This window comes from Pseudomonas sp. JAI111 (genome assembly GCF_024809425.1).
GTDB lineage: Bacteria > Pseudomonadota > Gammaproteobacteria > Pseudomonadales > Pseudomonadaceae > Aquipseudomonas.
The window spans coordinates 664,963-679,237 of the sequence record NZ_JANUCB010000002.1 but is presented as its reverse complement, the minus strand read 5'-3'; the positions used below and the strand labels follow the sequence as shown (position 1 = coordinate 679,237).

Annotated in this window: 14 protein-coding genes; 1 reads left to right on the top strand and 13 read right to left on the bottom strand. The window is 59.7% G+C overall.

Annotated elements, in window-relative coordinates:
* Positions 1 to 94: 94 nt before the first annotated feature.
* The 3 genes from HNR03_RS10830 to HNR03_RS10820 are packed head-to-tail and all read right to left on the bottom strand — an operon-like array spanning position 95 to position 3,079.
* Positions 95 to 973: a carboxylesterase gene (locus tag HNR03_RS10830; RefSeq protein ID WP_259153379.1), complete on the bottom strand. Its 879-nt coding sequence runs from the start codon at positions 971 to 973 to the stop codon at positions 95 to 97.
* Positions 970 to 2,364 (bottom strand): aspartate aminotransferase family protein, encoded by a 1,395-nt coding sequence (locus HNR03_RS10825; RefSeq protein WP_259153378.1) that lies wholly within the window; start codon positions 2,362 to 2,364, stop codon positions 970 to 972. Before HNR03_RS10825 ends, HNR03_RS10830 begins: the two co-directional genes overlap by 4 nt.
* On the bottom strand, positions 2,357 to 3,079 hold the full coding sequence (locus HNR03_RS10820; protein WP_259153377.1) for an MtnX-like HAD-IB family phosphatase: 723 nt from the start codon (positions 3,077 to 3,079) through the stop codon (positions 2,357 to 2,359). The genes HNR03_RS10825 and HNR03_RS10820 overlap by 8 nt, the downstream gene beginning before the upstream one ends.
* 217 nt (positions 3,080 to 3,296) lie before the next feature.
* Here HNR03_RS10820 and HNR03_RS10815 point away from each other — a divergent pair, with 217 nt between their 5' ends.
* Entirely contained in the window at positions 3,297 to 4,049 is a 753-nt protein-coding gene (locus HNR03_RS10815) for a MipA/OmpV family protein (protein WP_259153376.1), read from the top strand.
* Between the two features lie 115 nt (positions 4,050 to 4,164).
* On the opposite strand, the gene HNR03_RS10810 is transcribed toward HNR03_RS10815, so the two are convergent.
* From HNR03_RS10810 to glpD, 10 genes are all read right to left on the bottom strand, one after another.
* Positions 4,165 to 4,548 carry an EamA family transporter gene (locus HNR03_RS10810; protein WP_259153375.1) on the bottom strand — a complete coding sequence of 128 codons (384 nt, stop codon included), beginning with the start codon at positions 4,546 to 4,548 and terminating at the stop codon, positions 4,165 to 4,167.
* A 31-nt stretch (positions 4,549 to 4,579) separates the two neighbouring features.
* A complete protein-coding gene (locus tag HNR03_RS10805; RefSeq protein WP_090188490.1) occupies positions 4,580 to 4,954 on the bottom strand; it encodes a transporter in 375 nt (124 codons plus the stop codon).
* Positions 4,955 to 5,203: 249 nt separating this feature from the next.
* Positions 5,204 to 5,542, bottom strand: a complete 339-nt coding sequence (locus HNR03_RS10800; protein ID WP_222588274.1) for a GlpM family protein — start codon at positions 5,540 to 5,542, stop codon at positions 5,204 to 5,206.
* Complete coding sequence (locus HNR03_RS10795; protein WP_259153374.1) at positions 5,542 to 6,870, bottom strand: sigma-54 dependent transcriptional regulator; 1,329 nt, start codon at positions 6,868 to 6,870, stop codon at positions 5,542 to 5,544. Before HNR03_RS10795 ends, HNR03_RS10800 begins: the two co-directional genes overlap by 1 nt.
* A complete protein-coding gene (locus HNR03_RS10790; protein ID WP_259153373.1) occupies positions 6,867 to 8,768 on the bottom strand; it encodes a sensor histidine kinase in 1,902 nt (633 codons plus the stop codon). Before HNR03_RS10790 ends, HNR03_RS10795 begins: the two co-directional genes overlap by 4 nt.
* Before the next feature lie 178 nt (positions 8,769 to 8,946).
* Complete coding sequence (locus tag HNR03_RS10785; RefSeq protein ID WP_090180665.1) at positions 8,947 to 9,681, bottom strand: amino acid ABC transporter ATP-binding protein; 735 nt, start codon at positions 9,679 to 9,681, stop codon at positions 8,947 to 8,949.
* Entirely contained in the window at positions 9,678 to 10,349 is a 672-nt protein-coding gene (locus tag HNR03_RS10780) for an amino acid ABC transporter permease (protein ID WP_259153449.1), read from the bottom strand. The genes HNR03_RS10785 and HNR03_RS10780 overlap by 4 nt, the downstream gene beginning before the upstream one ends.
* Positions 10,349 to 11,095: an amino acid ABC transporter permease gene (locus tag HNR03_RS10775; RefSeq protein ID WP_090180671.1), complete on the bottom strand. Its 747-nt coding sequence runs from the start codon at positions 11,093 to 11,095 to the stop codon at positions 10,349 to 10,351. Before HNR03_RS10775 ends, HNR03_RS10780 begins: the two co-directional genes overlap by 1 nt.
* 193 nt (positions 11,096 to 11,288) lie before the next feature.
* Complete coding sequence (locus HNR03_RS10770; protein ID WP_259153372.1) at positions 11,289 to 12,203, bottom strand: glutamate/aspartate ABC transporter substrate-binding protein; 915 nt, start codon at positions 12,201 to 12,203, stop codon at positions 11,289 to 11,291.
* A gap of 427 nt (positions 12,204 to 12,630) precedes the next feature.
* Positions 12,631 to 14,169, bottom strand: a complete 1,539-nt coding sequence (gene glpD, locus HNR03_RS10765) for a glycerol-3-phosphate dehydrogenase (protein ID WP_259153370.1) — start codon at positions 14,167 to 14,169, stop codon at positions 12,631 to 12,633.
* Positions 14,170 to 14,275 lie beyond the last annotated feature (106 nt).

The following is a 14,275-nucleotide window of genomic DNA, read 5'->3' as shown; positions in this document are numbered from 1 at the left end:
TTCACTACAGGATATTGGGTATTACCTTGGTCAATACAGTAGCCGACATTGCCCCGCCAGTGGCGACCCGTCTACAACCGGGTTCGCCAGGCTGTCAGGCTAACTGCCGATACCCTTCTTGCAGGGGGGGCGGGGCGCAGCGTTGTTGCATGAAACGTTGTGCGATGAAGTCCACGCTCAGTTCGATTACCCGGCGGTATTGCAGGTCGACGGTGATCATGTGATAGCAGTCATCCAGCAACACTTTGACCACCGGCCCGCCGAGCTTGCGTTCGACGTAATCGGCGTTCCAGCGACTGGTGATGTCGTCTTCGATGGAGTGCACCACCAACGCAGGCGTGGTGATCGACGGCATGCGTTTCTTCACGACGGCGTTCAGACGATGCAATTCGCGCACTGTGACGCCTTCCATGGTCAGCAAACCGGCCTGGCTGCTTTCGCCTTCCTTCATCTGACGCTCGACGATCGCCCGCAGGCGTTCGTTCTTGATGCCGTATGGGGGTTTTTCTTCGAAGCTGCACAGGTTCACGCCGAATGGGATTCTCATCAGCAACGGGGTGAGGAACGCCAGTTTGTGGATGCTCCAGCCGTCATAGCGCAGGGTGGTCGAATACAGCATCAACCCTTCGATTTGCCCCGGATGCTCGGCGGCCATGTACATCGACATGACTGCGCCCATGGACAAGCCACCGACGAATACCCGCTCGTGCTTGCGCCGTACACCGACGAACGTGTTGCGGGCGCTCTCGTACCAGTCGCGCCAGCCAGTGGCTTGCAGGTCGGCGTTGCCACCGCAGTGCCCGGCCAGGGTGGGCACGTAGACCGTGTGCCCGGCTTTCGCCAGGCCCATGGCCACCCGACGGAGTTCCGTCGGGGTGCCGGTGAGGCCGTGGATCAACAGCACCGCGACCTCCCCTGTGCCGAGAACGAAACCGGCGTTGCCTTCGCCAAGATCGATCTCGTCGTGATTCATCGCTTCATGGCCCGGTGCAGCAGACGGTCGAGCAGGGCCAGGCCAAGGTCGATTTCCGGATAGCTGATTTCCAGCGACGGCGCCAAAGTGATCACGTTCTTGTAGTAACCGCCCACGTCGAGGATCAGGCCCAGGCGCTTGCCGTCGATTTCGATATCGCCCTTCATGCCTTCGTCGACCATGAAGTCCAGGGTGGCCTTGTCCGGAGTGAAACCATCCGGGCCACAAATTTCGCAGCGCAGCGCCAGGCCCAGGCCATCGACATCGCCGATGATCGGGTAGCGTTTTTGCAGATCTTTCAGGCCTTCCAGGAAGTATTTGCCCTTGGCCATCACCATCGCGCCGTAATCGACTTCGCTGGTCATCTTGAACATTTCCAGGCCCACCGCGGTGCCCAACGGGTTGGACGCGAAGGTGGAGTGAGTCGAACCTGGCGGGAAGATTTTCGGGTTGATCAATTCTTCTTTAGCCCAGATGCCGCCCAGTGGGTTCAGGCCGTTGGTCAGCGCTTTACCGAAGACGATCACGTCAGGTTTGACGTCGAAGTGCTCGATCGACCACAGCTTGCCGGTACGCCAGAAGCCCATCTGGATTTCATCGACGACCATCAAGATGCCGTGCTGATCCAGCACTTGCTTGAGTTCGCTGTAGAAGTTCATCGGCGGAATCACGTAGCCGCCGGTGCCCTGGATCGGCTCGACGTAGAACGCGGCATATTCGCTCTGGCCGACTTTCGGGTCCCAGACGCCGTTGTATTCGGTCTCGAACAAGCGGGCGAATTGCTGCACGCAATGGCTGCCGTACTCTTCCTTGGTCATGCCTTTCGGGCCGCGGAAGTGGTAAGGGAACGGAATGAAATTGGCACGCTCGCCGAAGTGGCCGTAGCGGCGGCGATAGCGGTAGCTGGAGGTGATCGACGAGGCGCCGAGGGTACGACCGTGGTAGCCGCCTTCAAAGGCGAACATCAGGCTTTTGCCGTTGGACGCGTTACGCACGACTTTCAGCGAGTCCTCGATGGACTGCGAACCGCCGACGTTGAAGTGCACGCGACCGTCGAGGCCGAACTTGTTCTTGGCATCGACAGCGATCATTTCCGACAGCTCGATTTTGCCTTTGTGCAGGTATTGGCTGGCGATCTGCGGCAGGGTGTCGATTTGCTGTTTCAGCGCGTTGTTCAGGCGCGGGTTGGCGTAACCGAAGTTAACGGCCGAGTACCACATTTGCAGGTCGAGGTAAGCCTGGTCTTCGGTGTCCCAGACGTAGGAACCTTCGCAACGGCTGAAAATACGCGGCGGATCGATGTAGTGAACGGTGTCGCCGTAGGAGCAGTACTTGGCTTCTTTATCCAGAAGCACCTGGTCTTCGGGAGTAGCAATTCGGATATCAGACATGATTGAAGAGTTCCTGATTGTTTGACGCGAAGTCAGAAGAGGTTTCAAGCGCGAAAGCGGTAGCGTTGGCTGCGCGGCCGGCCGGCAGTTGGGCCAGCAGGGCCGGAATCTCGGCGAAGCTGTCGAAGCGGGCGAAGGCAATGCCGTTACGCTCGCAGTGTTCGGCCAGGCGATCCTTGGCGAACACGAAGTCAGCGGAGGAGGCCACGCACATGTCGGACTGACCGTCGCCGATCACCAACACGCGTTTGGTCTTGGGCGTGGACTTGCACTTGCAGTTGCCGGAAGCGGCGCGGCAGGCGTCGCTGGAGTACGGAAAGTCGATGCGCCAGCTATCGTGATCGAGTTGACGCAAGCGGTTGGCGAGGATCGGCAACAGGGTCACGTAGTTGCGCGCGAGGATCCGCGCAATACCTTGTTCGATGCCGTCGCTGACCACTTCCAGGGACGCGCCGAGGCCGATCACGTGATCGACGAAGTCGGGGAAGTCCGGGTCGATTTCGATCGTGTCGAAAAAGGCGAGCAGTTCGGTCGGCGTGGCCTTGACCAGCGAGAGCTGGCGGCTGAGGCATTCACGAGAGCCAATGTCACCTTGCAGCCACTCATCTTCGATCGCTTCCCAACTGGGATCGGCGAAACGCTGGAGGATGCTGTCGATCACGTCGGTGCGGGTGATGGTCCCGTCGAAATCACAAACGATATGCCAATCATTCATCTGCATTACCTATTGAGCAGTGCGCGCTGTTTGCGCTTGCCAAGCGGGTAGAGCAGGGACTGTGCCAACCCTGTTCGGCCCAGTATTCGCGGGGGTGTGGTAGGGGAATGTGTCGGGCAAGCTACAATTTTTGTAGCTTGCTACAAACAACATGAGTGATTGCGCATAACGGCCAAACCGAGGATTGATGCGCGGATGTTCAGATAAGGAAAGCCTCATGGTGAGGATTACAGTTGTTCTATTCGCGGCGCTGACCAGCCTGTCGGCTCATGTGATGGCCGATGGCATCACGGGTGAAGCGGGTCTGGGCCTGAGTTATCAGCCTCACGACCCGACCGGCAGCCGCTATGAAACCCGGCCGGTGCCGTATCTGGATCTGGATTGGGGTGATGTCAGCCTCAGCACTGATGACGGGTTGACCTGGAGTGCCTTGAAAACCAATGGCTTCAGCGCCGGGCCATTCCTGAATTACCTGCCGGGGCGCACCGCCAACGGCGATTTGCAGGGCTTGCACGATGTGCCGGACATGGGCGTCGTCGGTGGGTTCGTGCAGTACGCGCCGGCTGATTTCTGGCGGGTGTTTGCCACGTTGGGCGAGGCCATTGGCGGGCCGGAGGGCGTGGTCGGGCGCTTGGGTGGCGAGATTGGTTATCCGCTCGGTGGCGGTGTGATCGGCAGCACTAATCTGACCGCGCACTATGCCGATGCCCAGCAGAATCAGGCGTTTTACGGTGTCGGCGCCCACGCGTCGCGGGCCTCGGGCATTGCCCGTTATAACGCCAGCGGCGGTTTTCAGAATGTCGCGCTGACCCAGAGCTTCGAGTTTCCTCTGACCCCGCGGTGGTCGCTGGTGACCAGCGCCAGCTGGATTCACCTGACCGGCTCGGCGGCGGACAGCAGCATCGTCAAAGCGGTCGGCGATACCAATCAGGGAGAGGTGCAGGCGGCGGTGGCTTACAAGTTCAAGTAGAAATTCGATGATCGTTCCCACGCTCTGCGTGGGAATGCCTATAGGGACGCTCCGCGTCCAGTGACGCAGAGCGTCACGGGCTGCATTCCCACGCGGAGCGTGGGAACGATCCGGGTCAGGTTTCTTCACCCTCGGCCAACAACGCAATCCCGCCAATAATCACCGCCACGCCCACCCAGTGCAGCAGGCTGATGTGTTCGCCCAGCCCCAGCCACGAACCCAACAACACCCCGACAAACACCAATGAGCTGAGCGGAAACGCCAGGGACAGACTGCTGCGGCGCAAAATCAGCATCCACACAAAGAACGCACCGATGCCGCAACCCACCGCAAACAGTACGCCTGGGTCGACCACGACCGACTGCAACCATTGCAAGGTGAAGGTCATTTGGCCGATTTGATCGCCGCCCACCTTGGTCGCGATTTGCCCGGCACTTTCCAGAAGAATCAACAGCGCCCAAAGCACTACAGTGCCGAATCGCCCGTGCAGCCAATCCATCGAAAGGTTCCTTTTGCTGATCAATTGAGCGTCAGGCATGGCCGGCACACACGAGCATCACGCCCACCGTAATCACCAGGGTCGCGAGCCAGCGTCGGCGGCTGACGGTTTCACCGAGCACCACTTTGCCCGCCAGCACCACGCCGCAATAGGCCAGGGCGCCAGCGGGGAACAACAGGCTCAGAGGCGCTCGGGATAAGGCTTCGAGCCAGACAAAAAACTCCAGCGCATAGGCGCCTATACCGGCCCACAGCAGCGGAGCGTTGAACACTTGGCCCCAGAATGCATTCAGCCGGAAACCGCCTTCCAGTTCCGGCAGTCGGTCCAGGCCGAGCTTGAAGCAAAGCTGGCCGATGACGTCCAGCACGATGGAAAAGGCGACCAGCAGCACGACGGTCAGCGTCAGGTCGGGATGTAGGAAGGTCACGGTCAGGATTCACCCTTTGGCGGGCGCTCTCAGACACCGGGGTTCATCACACATGAAGGCCGGCCGAGAGGGCTTTTGGGGTAAATGCAAGGGCCGGGCCAGCACCTGCTGCGCCGTCCCAGTGTGGGAGCGGGCTTGCTCGCGAAGAGGCCGGCACATTCAATATTGATGTCGACTGACACGACGCCTTCGCGAGCAAGCCCGCTCCCACAGGGGAATTGGCGTTGCTCAGGCGTGAAGGCGAACCCAAACCGAAACGAGCACGGTCGCGGCGATCAACCAACCTACGGCCGCTACCGCTAACGAAGCCTCCAGGCGCATGCGGTCGACCATCACGTACAGCGTCGCCAGATACACAAAGTATGGAATGATCGACCACATCCCGAACACGATGGTGGTCTTCAGGTCATCCAGCGAACGTCCCTTGCCGACGATGTAATGCGCGATCAGCGCAAAGGTTGGAAACAGCGGCACCAGGCCTGCGATGTAATAGTTTTTGGTCTTGGCCAGCGCCGCCAGAATAACCACGACCGCTGCACCCAGCGCGGCTTTGAGAAGCAGATCCATCAGTGGCTCAACCCGTATTTTTTAACTTTATCGAACAGTGTGGTCTTGGCCATTCCCAGTTCCAGGCTGGCTTGGGTCAGGTTGCCGCCGCTGCGCTGCAACGCGTCGCTGAGCAGATTACGTTCAAACGCTTCCACCGCTTCAGCGAAGCCCAGACCCTGATTGCTGCCGCTGGCACCTGACTTCTTGAAGGCTGGCAGGCCCAGGGCAAAGCGCTCGGCGACGTTGCGCAATTCCCGCACGTTGCCCGGCCAGTCGTGGCTCATCAGGTTCGACAGCGTCTGGTTGTCCAGCTCCGGCACCGCGCGGTCGAAGCGCAGGGACGATTGCTGCAGGAAGTGCTCGAACAGTTGCAGGATATCCTCGCGACGTTCGCGCAAGGGTGGCAGTTCGAGGGTCACCACGTTCAGGCGGTAATACAGGTCGCTGCGGAATTCGCCTGCCTTGCTTGATTGGTCCAGGTCGGACTTGGTCGCCGCGATCACCCGGCAATCCACCGCCACGCTCTGGTTCGAACCGAGGCGTTCGAGGGTACGTTCCTGCAACACCCGCAGCAGTTTGATCTGCAAGGGCAGGGGCATGCTTTCCACTTCGTCGAGGAACAGCGTGCCGCCGTCAGCGTGTTCGATCTTGCCGATCCGCCGTTTGCCGGCACCGGTGAAGGCGTTGGCTTCATGGCCGAAAATTTCGCTTTCGAACAGGTTCTCCGGCAAGCCGCCGCAATTGAGCGCGACGAACTGCTTGGTGTGGCGGCGACTGAAGTCATGCAGGCAGCGCGCAACCAGTTCCTTGCCGGTGCCGGTCTCGCCCTCGATCAACACGTTGGCCGACGTATCGGCGACGTTGGCGATCAGTTCGCGCAGGTTCTGCATGGCAGGCGAGCGGCCGATGATCCGGCCTTCGAGGGAATCGCGCTCCGCCAGTTGCCGACGCAACGACGTCACTTCCCGCGCCAGGCTGCGTTGCTCCAGTGCGCGGCGCACCACATCCACCAAACGTTCCGGGGAGAAGGGTTTCTCCATGAAGTCATAGGCGCCTTTCTGCATCGCGCCCACCGCCATCGAGATGTCGCCGTGGCCGGTGATCAGCACCACCGGCAGGCTGCGATCACGGGCCTTGAGCCGGGTCAGCAGTTCCAGGCCGTCGATGCCCGGCAGGCGGATGTCGCTGATGACGATGCCGGCAAAATCGTCGCCGACCCGTTCCAGCGCTTCTTCGGCGCTGCCCACGCCCACGCAGGGAATGTCTTCGAGGGTCAGCGCCTGTTGGCAGCCGAGCAGCACATGGGGGTCGTCTTCGACGATCAGCACACTAAGGTCGTTGTTCATATTGGCTCGGCGGGAGTGGGGCTTACCAACGGTAAACTGAGGACGAAGGTGGTACCACCGCTGGCCGGGTGTTCGACACCCAGGTGCCCGCCAGTGGCGGCGGCCAGGCTGGCGGACAGGGTCAGGCCGAGGCCCAGGCCCTGTTCACCAGGCTTGGTGGTAAAGAACGGTTCGAACAAATGCTTGCGCGCTTCGGCGTCGATACCGTGGCCGTTGTCGCGAACGCGCAGACGGTATTTACCATCGAATTCTTCGCCTTCCAGCCACAATTCCGGCAGCGGTTGGGCCTGCATGGCGTCGAGGGCGTTACCGACCAGGTTGACCAGAATCTGCTCCAGGCGCGTCTGGTCGATGCACACCTGCACATCGTCGAATTCGCGATGCACTTGCACAGGGGCACTTTCCATGCGGGCGCCGAGCAGTTGCAGCGCCGCGTCCACCGCTTTGCCCAGGCAAGCCTGGCCCTTGTCGTCGCCACGGCGGGCAAAGGAACGCAGGCTGGCGGTAATTCGGCCCATGCGGTCGATCAATTCGTTGATGGTCTTGAGGTTGGTGCTGGCGACGTCCAGTTGACCGCGTTCCAGAAAACGCACCGTGTTGCCGGACAACGTGCGCAGGGCCGCCAGTGGCTGATTCAATTCGTGGGCGATGCTGGTCGACATCTGGCCGATGGCCGCGAGTTTTCCAGCCTGCACCAGTTCATCCTGGGCGCGGCGCAACGTCTCTTCGGCCAGTCGCCGTTCGCGGATCTGGCTCTTGAGCCGTTCGTTGCTGGCGCGCAGGTCAGTGGTGCGTTCGGTAATCCGACGCTCCAGTTGATTGTTGGCTTCCTGCAAGGCTTCGCGGGCCGCGAGGCGGGTGGCGATGACCTTGCGCCGTTCGTTCCAGGCGATCAGCAGGAATGCCACGAGGGCAAATGCGACGGCCACCAGAATCCCCTGATTGATCGCTTCGCGACGCAAATCCTGGAGCGGCGTGAGCAGGGTGAAATTCCACGGGGTGTCACTCAAGGGGCGGGTTTGCGAGAGGTAGCTGATGTCCTCCTGGTCGGATTCCACTTCGCTGTTGGCGGGGAAGGTCAGTTTTTCCTCGCCTTCTGCCAGTTTTTCCCGGGCCAGCGGTTGCAGTTCGTTCAGCGGGAACCAGTAGTACTGAAGGCTGCGGGCGAGTTTTTCCTTGGTTTCGTCGCTCAACGGGACAACTGACTTCAGACGCCGTGCCGGATCGCTGGAGAGAATGATGATGCCGTTCTCGTCACTGACGAAGGCTTCCAGGCGTGCGCGCTGCCAGCGTTCTTCCATGGCTTCGAGGCGGACTTTGACTACCGCGACGCCGATGATCTTGCCGTGTTCTTCCAGGCCGTGAGCCAGGTAGTAACCGGGTTCGCCGCTGGTGCTGCCGATGCCGTAGAAGCGTCCCGGCTGACCGCGCACGGCGTTCTGGAAATAAGCGCGAAAGGACAGGTCTTCACCCAGGTAACTGTCGACATCGCGCCAGTTGCTGGTGGCCATCACGCGACCGGTGGTGTCCATCACATAGATAGCCCGACTGCGACTGCGCCGGTTCAGGCCTTCAAGGTAATCATTGACCGTTTGCCGGTGTTCCGGCGTTGGGTCGGCCAGCAGCGTTGAAACGCTGGATTCGAGTTCCAGCAGGCTGGGCAGGTAGGTGTATTTGCTGATCTCGCTCTCGACGGCGCGGGCGTGCAGTTCGAGCTGACGCTGACCGTTTTCGCTGAGGCTACGGATCCCGTAGTGCTCACTGACCCAGAAGCCGATGTAACCCAGTCCGATCATCAGGGCAATGATCAGCGGCGGCAGGAACAACTGGCGAATCAGACGGGGTTTCACGGCGAGTGATGGCGGCGCTGCGCGATAGAGAGTGGGGTCGCATTTCATCACAGATGCCTTGGGTCAACCACAACACTTGATCTCGAACCACCACCGTCCCCTGTGGGAGCGAGCTTGCTCGCGATAAGGTCAGTCCAGCCAACATTGATGTTGAATGTCAGTCCGCCATCGCGAGCAAGCTCGCTCCCACAGGTGATTTGTGTGGTATCGAGCGAGCGTCCGCTACTCAGTGCTGCAGAATCTTGTTGAGGAAATGCTGTGTACGTTCGGCCCGGGCGGTGATATCGCCGAAGAACTCTTCTTTCTTGCAGTCTTCGATGATTTTGCCTGCGTCCATGAAGATCACCCGGTCGGCCACTTTACGGGCGAAGCCCATTTCGTGGGTTACGCACATCATGGTCATGCCTTCGTGGGCCAGTTGCACCATCACGTCGAGCACTTCGTTGACCATTTCCGGGTCCAGCGCCGAGGTCGGTTCGTCGAACAGCATGACGATCGGGTCCATCGCCAGCGCACGGGCAATCGCCACACGCTGTTGCTGACCACCGGAAAGCTGGCCCGGATGCTTGTGCGCATGGGCAGACAGCCCGACGCGCTCAAGCAGTTGCAGGCCTTTCTTGGTGGCTTCTTCCTTGCTGCGGCCCAACACCTTGATCTGCGCGATGGTCAGGTTTTCGGTGATGGTCAGGTGCGGGAACAGTTCGAAATGCTGGAACACCATGCCCACGCGCGAACGCAGTTTCGGCAGGTTGGTCTTCGGGTCGGCGATGGAAGTGCCGTCGACCACGATGTCACCTTTCTGGAACGGTTCCAGGGCGTTGACGCATTTGATCAGCGTGGATTTACCGGAACCGGACGGCCCGCACACCACAATCACCTCGCCTTTTTTGACCTCGGTGCTGCAATCAGTCAGTACCTGGAAGTCCCCATACCACTTGTTGACGTTCTTGATAGAGATCATACGGCGAACCTTTTTTGCAGACGCTTGACCAGCTGCGAGGCGGCAAAGCTGATGATGAAGTATGTGAAACCGGCGAAGATCAGGAACTCATTGGAGCGGCCGATGATGTCGCCACTGGCGCGCGAAGCATTGAGGAAGTCCACCAGACCGACCGCATAGACCAGCGAAGTGTCCTGGAACAGGATGATGCTCTGTTGCAGCAGCAGCGGGGTCATCTTGCGGAACGCTTGCGGCAGGATGATCAGACGCATCATCTGGCCGTACGTCATGCCCAGCGCCTGGGCGGCACCCATCTGGCCCTTGGGAATCGACTGCACACCGGCCCGGACGATTTCGCAGAAGTACGCGGCTTCGAACATCATGAAGGCCACGATGCAGGACGCGAACGCGCCGATCGGGGTGTCTTCGCCGGTGATCCAGCGCAGCACGAACGGCACCGCCAGGTAGAACCAGGTGATGACCAGCAGCAGCGGGATGGAACGGAAGTAGTTGACGTAGGCGCCGGCAAGGTTCGACAGCAGTTTGCTGTGGGACAGACGGCACAGCGCCAGGATGGTGCCGAGGATGATCCCGCCGATCACGCCCAAGGCCATCAGCTGCAGGGTCATGACCATGCCGTTCCACAAACCCGGCAGGGACGGGATAATGCCCGAGAAGTCGAATTCCATCATTTACCCCCTACGGAGATCAGGCCCGGTACGGCGACTTTCTTCTCGACCAGGCGCATCAGCAGCATCAGGCTCATGTTCAGGGTGAAATAGATCAGGGTCGCCAGGGTGAACGCCTCGAACAGGTTGGCAGAGAACTCGGCAGTCTGTTTGGTCTGCGCGAGCAACTCCATCAGGCCGATCAGCGAGGCCACGGACGTGTTCTTGAACACGTTGAGGAATTCCGAGGTGAGCGGCGGAATGATGATCCGGTAGGCCTGGGGCAGCAGCACGTTCCAGTAGATCTGCGGCAGCTTGAAACCCATGGCACGAGCCGCGGATTCCTGGCCTTTGGGCAGGGCCTGGATACCGGTGCGCACTTGTTCACAAACGCGAGCGGTGGTGAACAGGCCCAGGCAGACGACGACGCTGAGGAAAGCCGAAGTGGTCGGGTTGAGGTCCTGTTTGTACCAGTCCTGCAGGTTTTGCGGCAGCAGGTCGGGCACCAGGAAGTACCAGATGAACAGCTGAACCAGCAGAGGCACGTTACGGAAGAGCTCGACGTAGCAGGTCGCGATGCCCGATACGATGCGGTTCGGCACGGTGCGCATGACGCCCAGAACCGAGCCCAGCGTCAGGGCAATGATCCAGGCCACGATGGCGATGGCAATGGTCCAGCCCAAACCGGAGATGTACCAGTCGAGATACGTCTCGCTGCCCACGCCGGTGGACTTGAAGAACACGCCCCAGTCCCAGTTGTAATTCATTAGGGTCTCCCCTCAGATCGATCGATGTACAAGTGCCCGCCTGGGGAAGCTCCGTTCCCGCCCTGATCGTGAAGATCGGGCACACACGAGCGGCTCGACAGCCACCGGTTCGAGTGTTTCCAAAAATGCCAGCAGGGAATGACAACCTCCCGAAAGGGCAGCGGCCCTTTCAGGAGATAAGGTTAGTCAGAAATCAGGACTTCTTGTCGTCAGCCGCTTTGTCGGTCGGGTTGGCAATCAGGGCCTTGAGCTCGTCGCTCATCGGGAAGTTCAGGTTCAGACCTTTTGGCGGAATTGGCTGCATGAACCACTTGTCGTAGATCTTGTTGATCTCGCCCGATTTGTAGGTCGCGATGATCGCGTCATCCACAGCCTTCTTGAACGGTGCGTCGCCCTTGCGGACCATGCAGCCGTAGATTTCGTAGGACTGTGGTGTACCGGTGACGGCCCAGTCATCGGCTTTCTTGGCCTTGGCTGCTTCGCCGGCCAGCAAGGCGTCATCCATCATGAACGCAACGGCACGACCCGATTCCAGCATCTGGAAGGACTCGCCGTGGTCTTTGGCGGAGATGACGTTCATGCCCATCTGCTTGTCGGCATTCATCGACTTGAGGATGCGCTCGGACGTGGTGCCCGCGGTGGTCACGACGTTCTTGCCCTTGAGGTCGTCGAAGTCCTTGTACGCGGAGCCTTTCTTGGTCAGCAGGCGGGTGCCGATTTCGAAGATGCCGACGGAGAAGTCAACTTGTTGCTGACGTTCCACGTTGTTGGTGGTGGAGCCACACTCGACGTCCACGGTGCCGTTCTGCACCAACGGGATACGGGTTTGCGAAGTCACCAGGTTGTATTTGACCTGGAGGTTGGGCATGTCCAGGTCTTTCTTGATGGCTTCGACGATTTTCATCTGTATATCGTGGGAGTAGCCCATCGGCTTGCCGGTGGCGTCCGCGATATAGGAAAACGGAATGGAAGCGTCACGATGCCCGAGGGTGATGGTGCCGGACTCTTTGATCTTCTTCAGTGTGCCGGTGAGCTCGGCAGCGAAAACTGGAGTGCTAATCAGAGCGGCAGCAATGGCTGCGCCCAGGAGATGGGGAACGATGCGCATCAAATTTTCCTCGACATTGTTTTTTTTATGGAGCCAGTTCATCGGCCCTTTTGTGCTTCGAATGACCGGCAGCTCTTGAAGAGCGGGGGCAACTGGCATTCGTCCAAGAGTGTAGAGCATGACTCGTGCCAGGCCAGGCGATATAGATCAAGCTATTGATTTATAGGGATAATAAATATTTATGGCAGGGTTTGTTCCGAAAGATAGTCCGGTTAACCGAATCGACTGGTGGGTCGCGTTCGGAAAACCGAATGCGATCTCGGGCCTATCCCAATCCCTGTAGGAGTGAGCCTGCTTGCAATGAGGTCGTCAGATCCAGTCGCTATCGCGAGCAGGCTCACCCCCACAAGAGAAGTGTTTGCCTGGGGGAATGCAAAAAGCCCCTGAATCGTGAGATTCAGGGGCTTGCGTTTAACCGGGCTACCGATCAGGCCGCTTCGATCTTGCTACGGTTCTGCTCGACCTTGCTCAGGTAATCCGCCAGTTTCTGCTGTTCTTCCGGTGTGGTGAACAAGCCCAGCTTGCTGCGGCGCCACAGAATGTCGTGCGCGGTCGTCGCCCATTCATCGCTGCACAGGTAGTCGACTTCACGGGTGTATAGACCACCACCGATGTGCTCGCCCAAATCGCTGAGGTTCTGCACACCTTCGAGCATGCGCCAGGTGCGGCTGCCGTAGGTGGTGGCCCAGCGGCGCGCTATCTCGGTCGGCACCCAGTCGTACTTGTCGCGAATCAAGGCGCACAAGGCCTGCGGGGTGGTCATGTCTTCACCGCCCGGCAGGGTGGCGGTGGCCGTCCAGCTTGGCTTGATGTGCTTGAAGTACGGCGCGAGTTGAGCCAGCGCCGACTCGGCCAGCTTGCGGTAAGTGGTCAGCTTGCCGCCGAACACTGACAGCAGCGGTGCTTCTTCGCCGGTACCCGACAGCGCCAGGGTGTAGTCGCGAGTGACAGCCGAGGGGTTGTCGGATTCGTCGTTGCACAGTGGGCGAACGCCGGAATAGCTGTGCAGGATATCGTCGCGGCTGATGCGTTTCTTGAAATGGGAGTTGACCACTTTCAACAAGTAATCAGTTTCGCCTTCTGTGATCGCCACTTTGGCCGGGTCGCCGGTGTACTCACGGTCGGTGGTGCCGATCAGGGTGAAGTGGTTCAGGTACGGAATCGTGAAGACGATGCGCTGATCTTCGTTTTGCAGAATGTGCGCGTGTTCACCTTCGTACAGCTTCGGCACGATCAGGTGGCTGCCCTGGATCAGGCGGATGCCATACGGCGATTCCATCTTCAGGTCGTCACGAATGAACTTGGCGACCCACGGGCCGGCCGCATTCACCAGTGCCTTGGCGCGAATCGAAAACAGGCTGCCATCGGCGCGTTCCAGGTGCAGGTGCCACAAACCCTTGGTACGACGAGCGCTGACGCAACGGGTCTGGGTGTGGACATGGGCGCCTTTCTCGCGGGCGGCCATGGCGTTCAACACCACCAGACGCGCGTCGTCGACCCAGCAGTCGGAATATTCGAAGCCCTTGGTGATTTCGCTTTTGAGCGGGCTGTCGGGACCGAACTTCAGGCTTTTCGAACCTTCCAGTTTTTCCCGCTTGCCGAGGTGGTCATACAGAAACAGGCCCGCGCGGATCATCCACGCCGGGCGCAAGTGCGGACGGTGCGGCAGCACGAAACGCATTTGCTTGACGATGTGCGGAGCCTTGGCCAGCAGCACTTCGCGCTCGGCCAGTGCTTCGCGCACCAGACGGAATTCGTAATGTTCCAGGTAGCGCAAGCCGCCATGGATCAGCTTGCTGCTGGCCGACGAGGTGTGGCTGGCCAGATCGTCCTTTTCACAAAGGAATACCGACAGACCGCGACCGGCGGCATCCGCTGCGATCCCCACGCCATTGATCCCGCCACCGATGACGGCAACGTCGTAGACCTCAGCGAGAGGGGGCGTAGGCAAGGTAGAAGTGGGCATCGGCAGGCCTCGGGCTTTTTTGATTTTCTGTATTGGAATTCGAACATTAATGTTCATTTGCGAAAATGGTAGCCCATAAAGCCGCCCACAGCCAGTCAACTTCGAT

What these genes read in the sequence shown, in the direction of transcription:
- HNR03_RS10820 (WP_259153377.1), bottom strand. Translation starts at nt 3,079, where the DNA reads ATGAATGATTGGCATATCGTTTGTGATTTCGACGGGACCATCACCCGC.
- HNR03_RS10815 (WP_259153376.1), top strand. Translation starts at nt 3,297, where the DNA reads ATGGTGAGGATTACAGTTGTTCTATTCGCGGCGCTGACCAGCCTGTCG.
- HNR03_RS10770 (WP_259153372.1), bottom strand. Translation starts at nt 12,203, where the DNA reads ATGCGCATCGTTCCCCATCTCCTGGGCGCAGCCATTGCTGCCGCTCTG.
- HNR03_RS10785 (WP_090180665.1), bottom strand. Translation starts at nt 9,681, where the DNA reads ATGATCTCTATCAAGAACGTCAACAAGTGGTATGGGGACTTCCAGGTA.
- HNR03_RS10790 (WP_259153373.1), bottom strand. Translation starts at nt 8,768, where the DNA reads ATGAAATGCGACCCCACTCTCTATCGCGCAGCGCCGCCATCACTCGCC.
- HNR03_RS10800 (WP_222588274.1), bottom strand. Translation starts at nt 5,542, where the DNA reads ATGGATCTGCTTCTCAAAGCCGCGCTGGGTGCAGCGGTCGTGGTTATT.
- HNR03_RS10830 (WP_259153379.1), bottom strand. Translation starts at nt 973, where the DNA reads ATGAATCACGACGAGATCGATCTTGGCGAAGGCAACGCCGGTTTCGTT.
- HNR03_RS10780 (WP_259153449.1), bottom strand. Translation starts at nt 10,349, where the DNA reads ATGGAATTCGACTTCTCGGGCATTATCCCGTCCCTGCCGGGTTTGTGG.
- HNR03_RS10825 (WP_259153378.1), bottom strand. Translation starts at nt 2,364, where the DNA reads ATGTCTGATATCCGAATTGCTACTCCCGAAGACCAGGTGCTTCTGGAT.
- HNR03_RS10775 (WP_090180671.1), bottom strand. Translation starts at nt 11,095, where the DNA reads ATGAATTACAACTGGGACTGGGGCGTGTTCTTCAAGTCCACCGGCGTG.
- HNR03_RS10810 (WP_259153375.1), bottom strand. Translation starts at nt 4,548, where the DNA reads ATGGATTGGCTGCACGGGCGATTCGGCACTGTAGTGCTTTGGGCGCTG.
- glpD (WP_259153370.1), bottom strand. Translation starts at nt 14,169, where the DNA reads ATGCCCACTTCTACCTTGCCTACGCCCCCTCTCGCTGAGGTCTACGAC.
- HNR03_RS10795 (WP_259153374.1), bottom strand. Translation starts at nt 6,870, where the DNA reads ATGAACAACGACCTTAGTGTGCTGATCGTCGAAGACGACCCCCATGTG.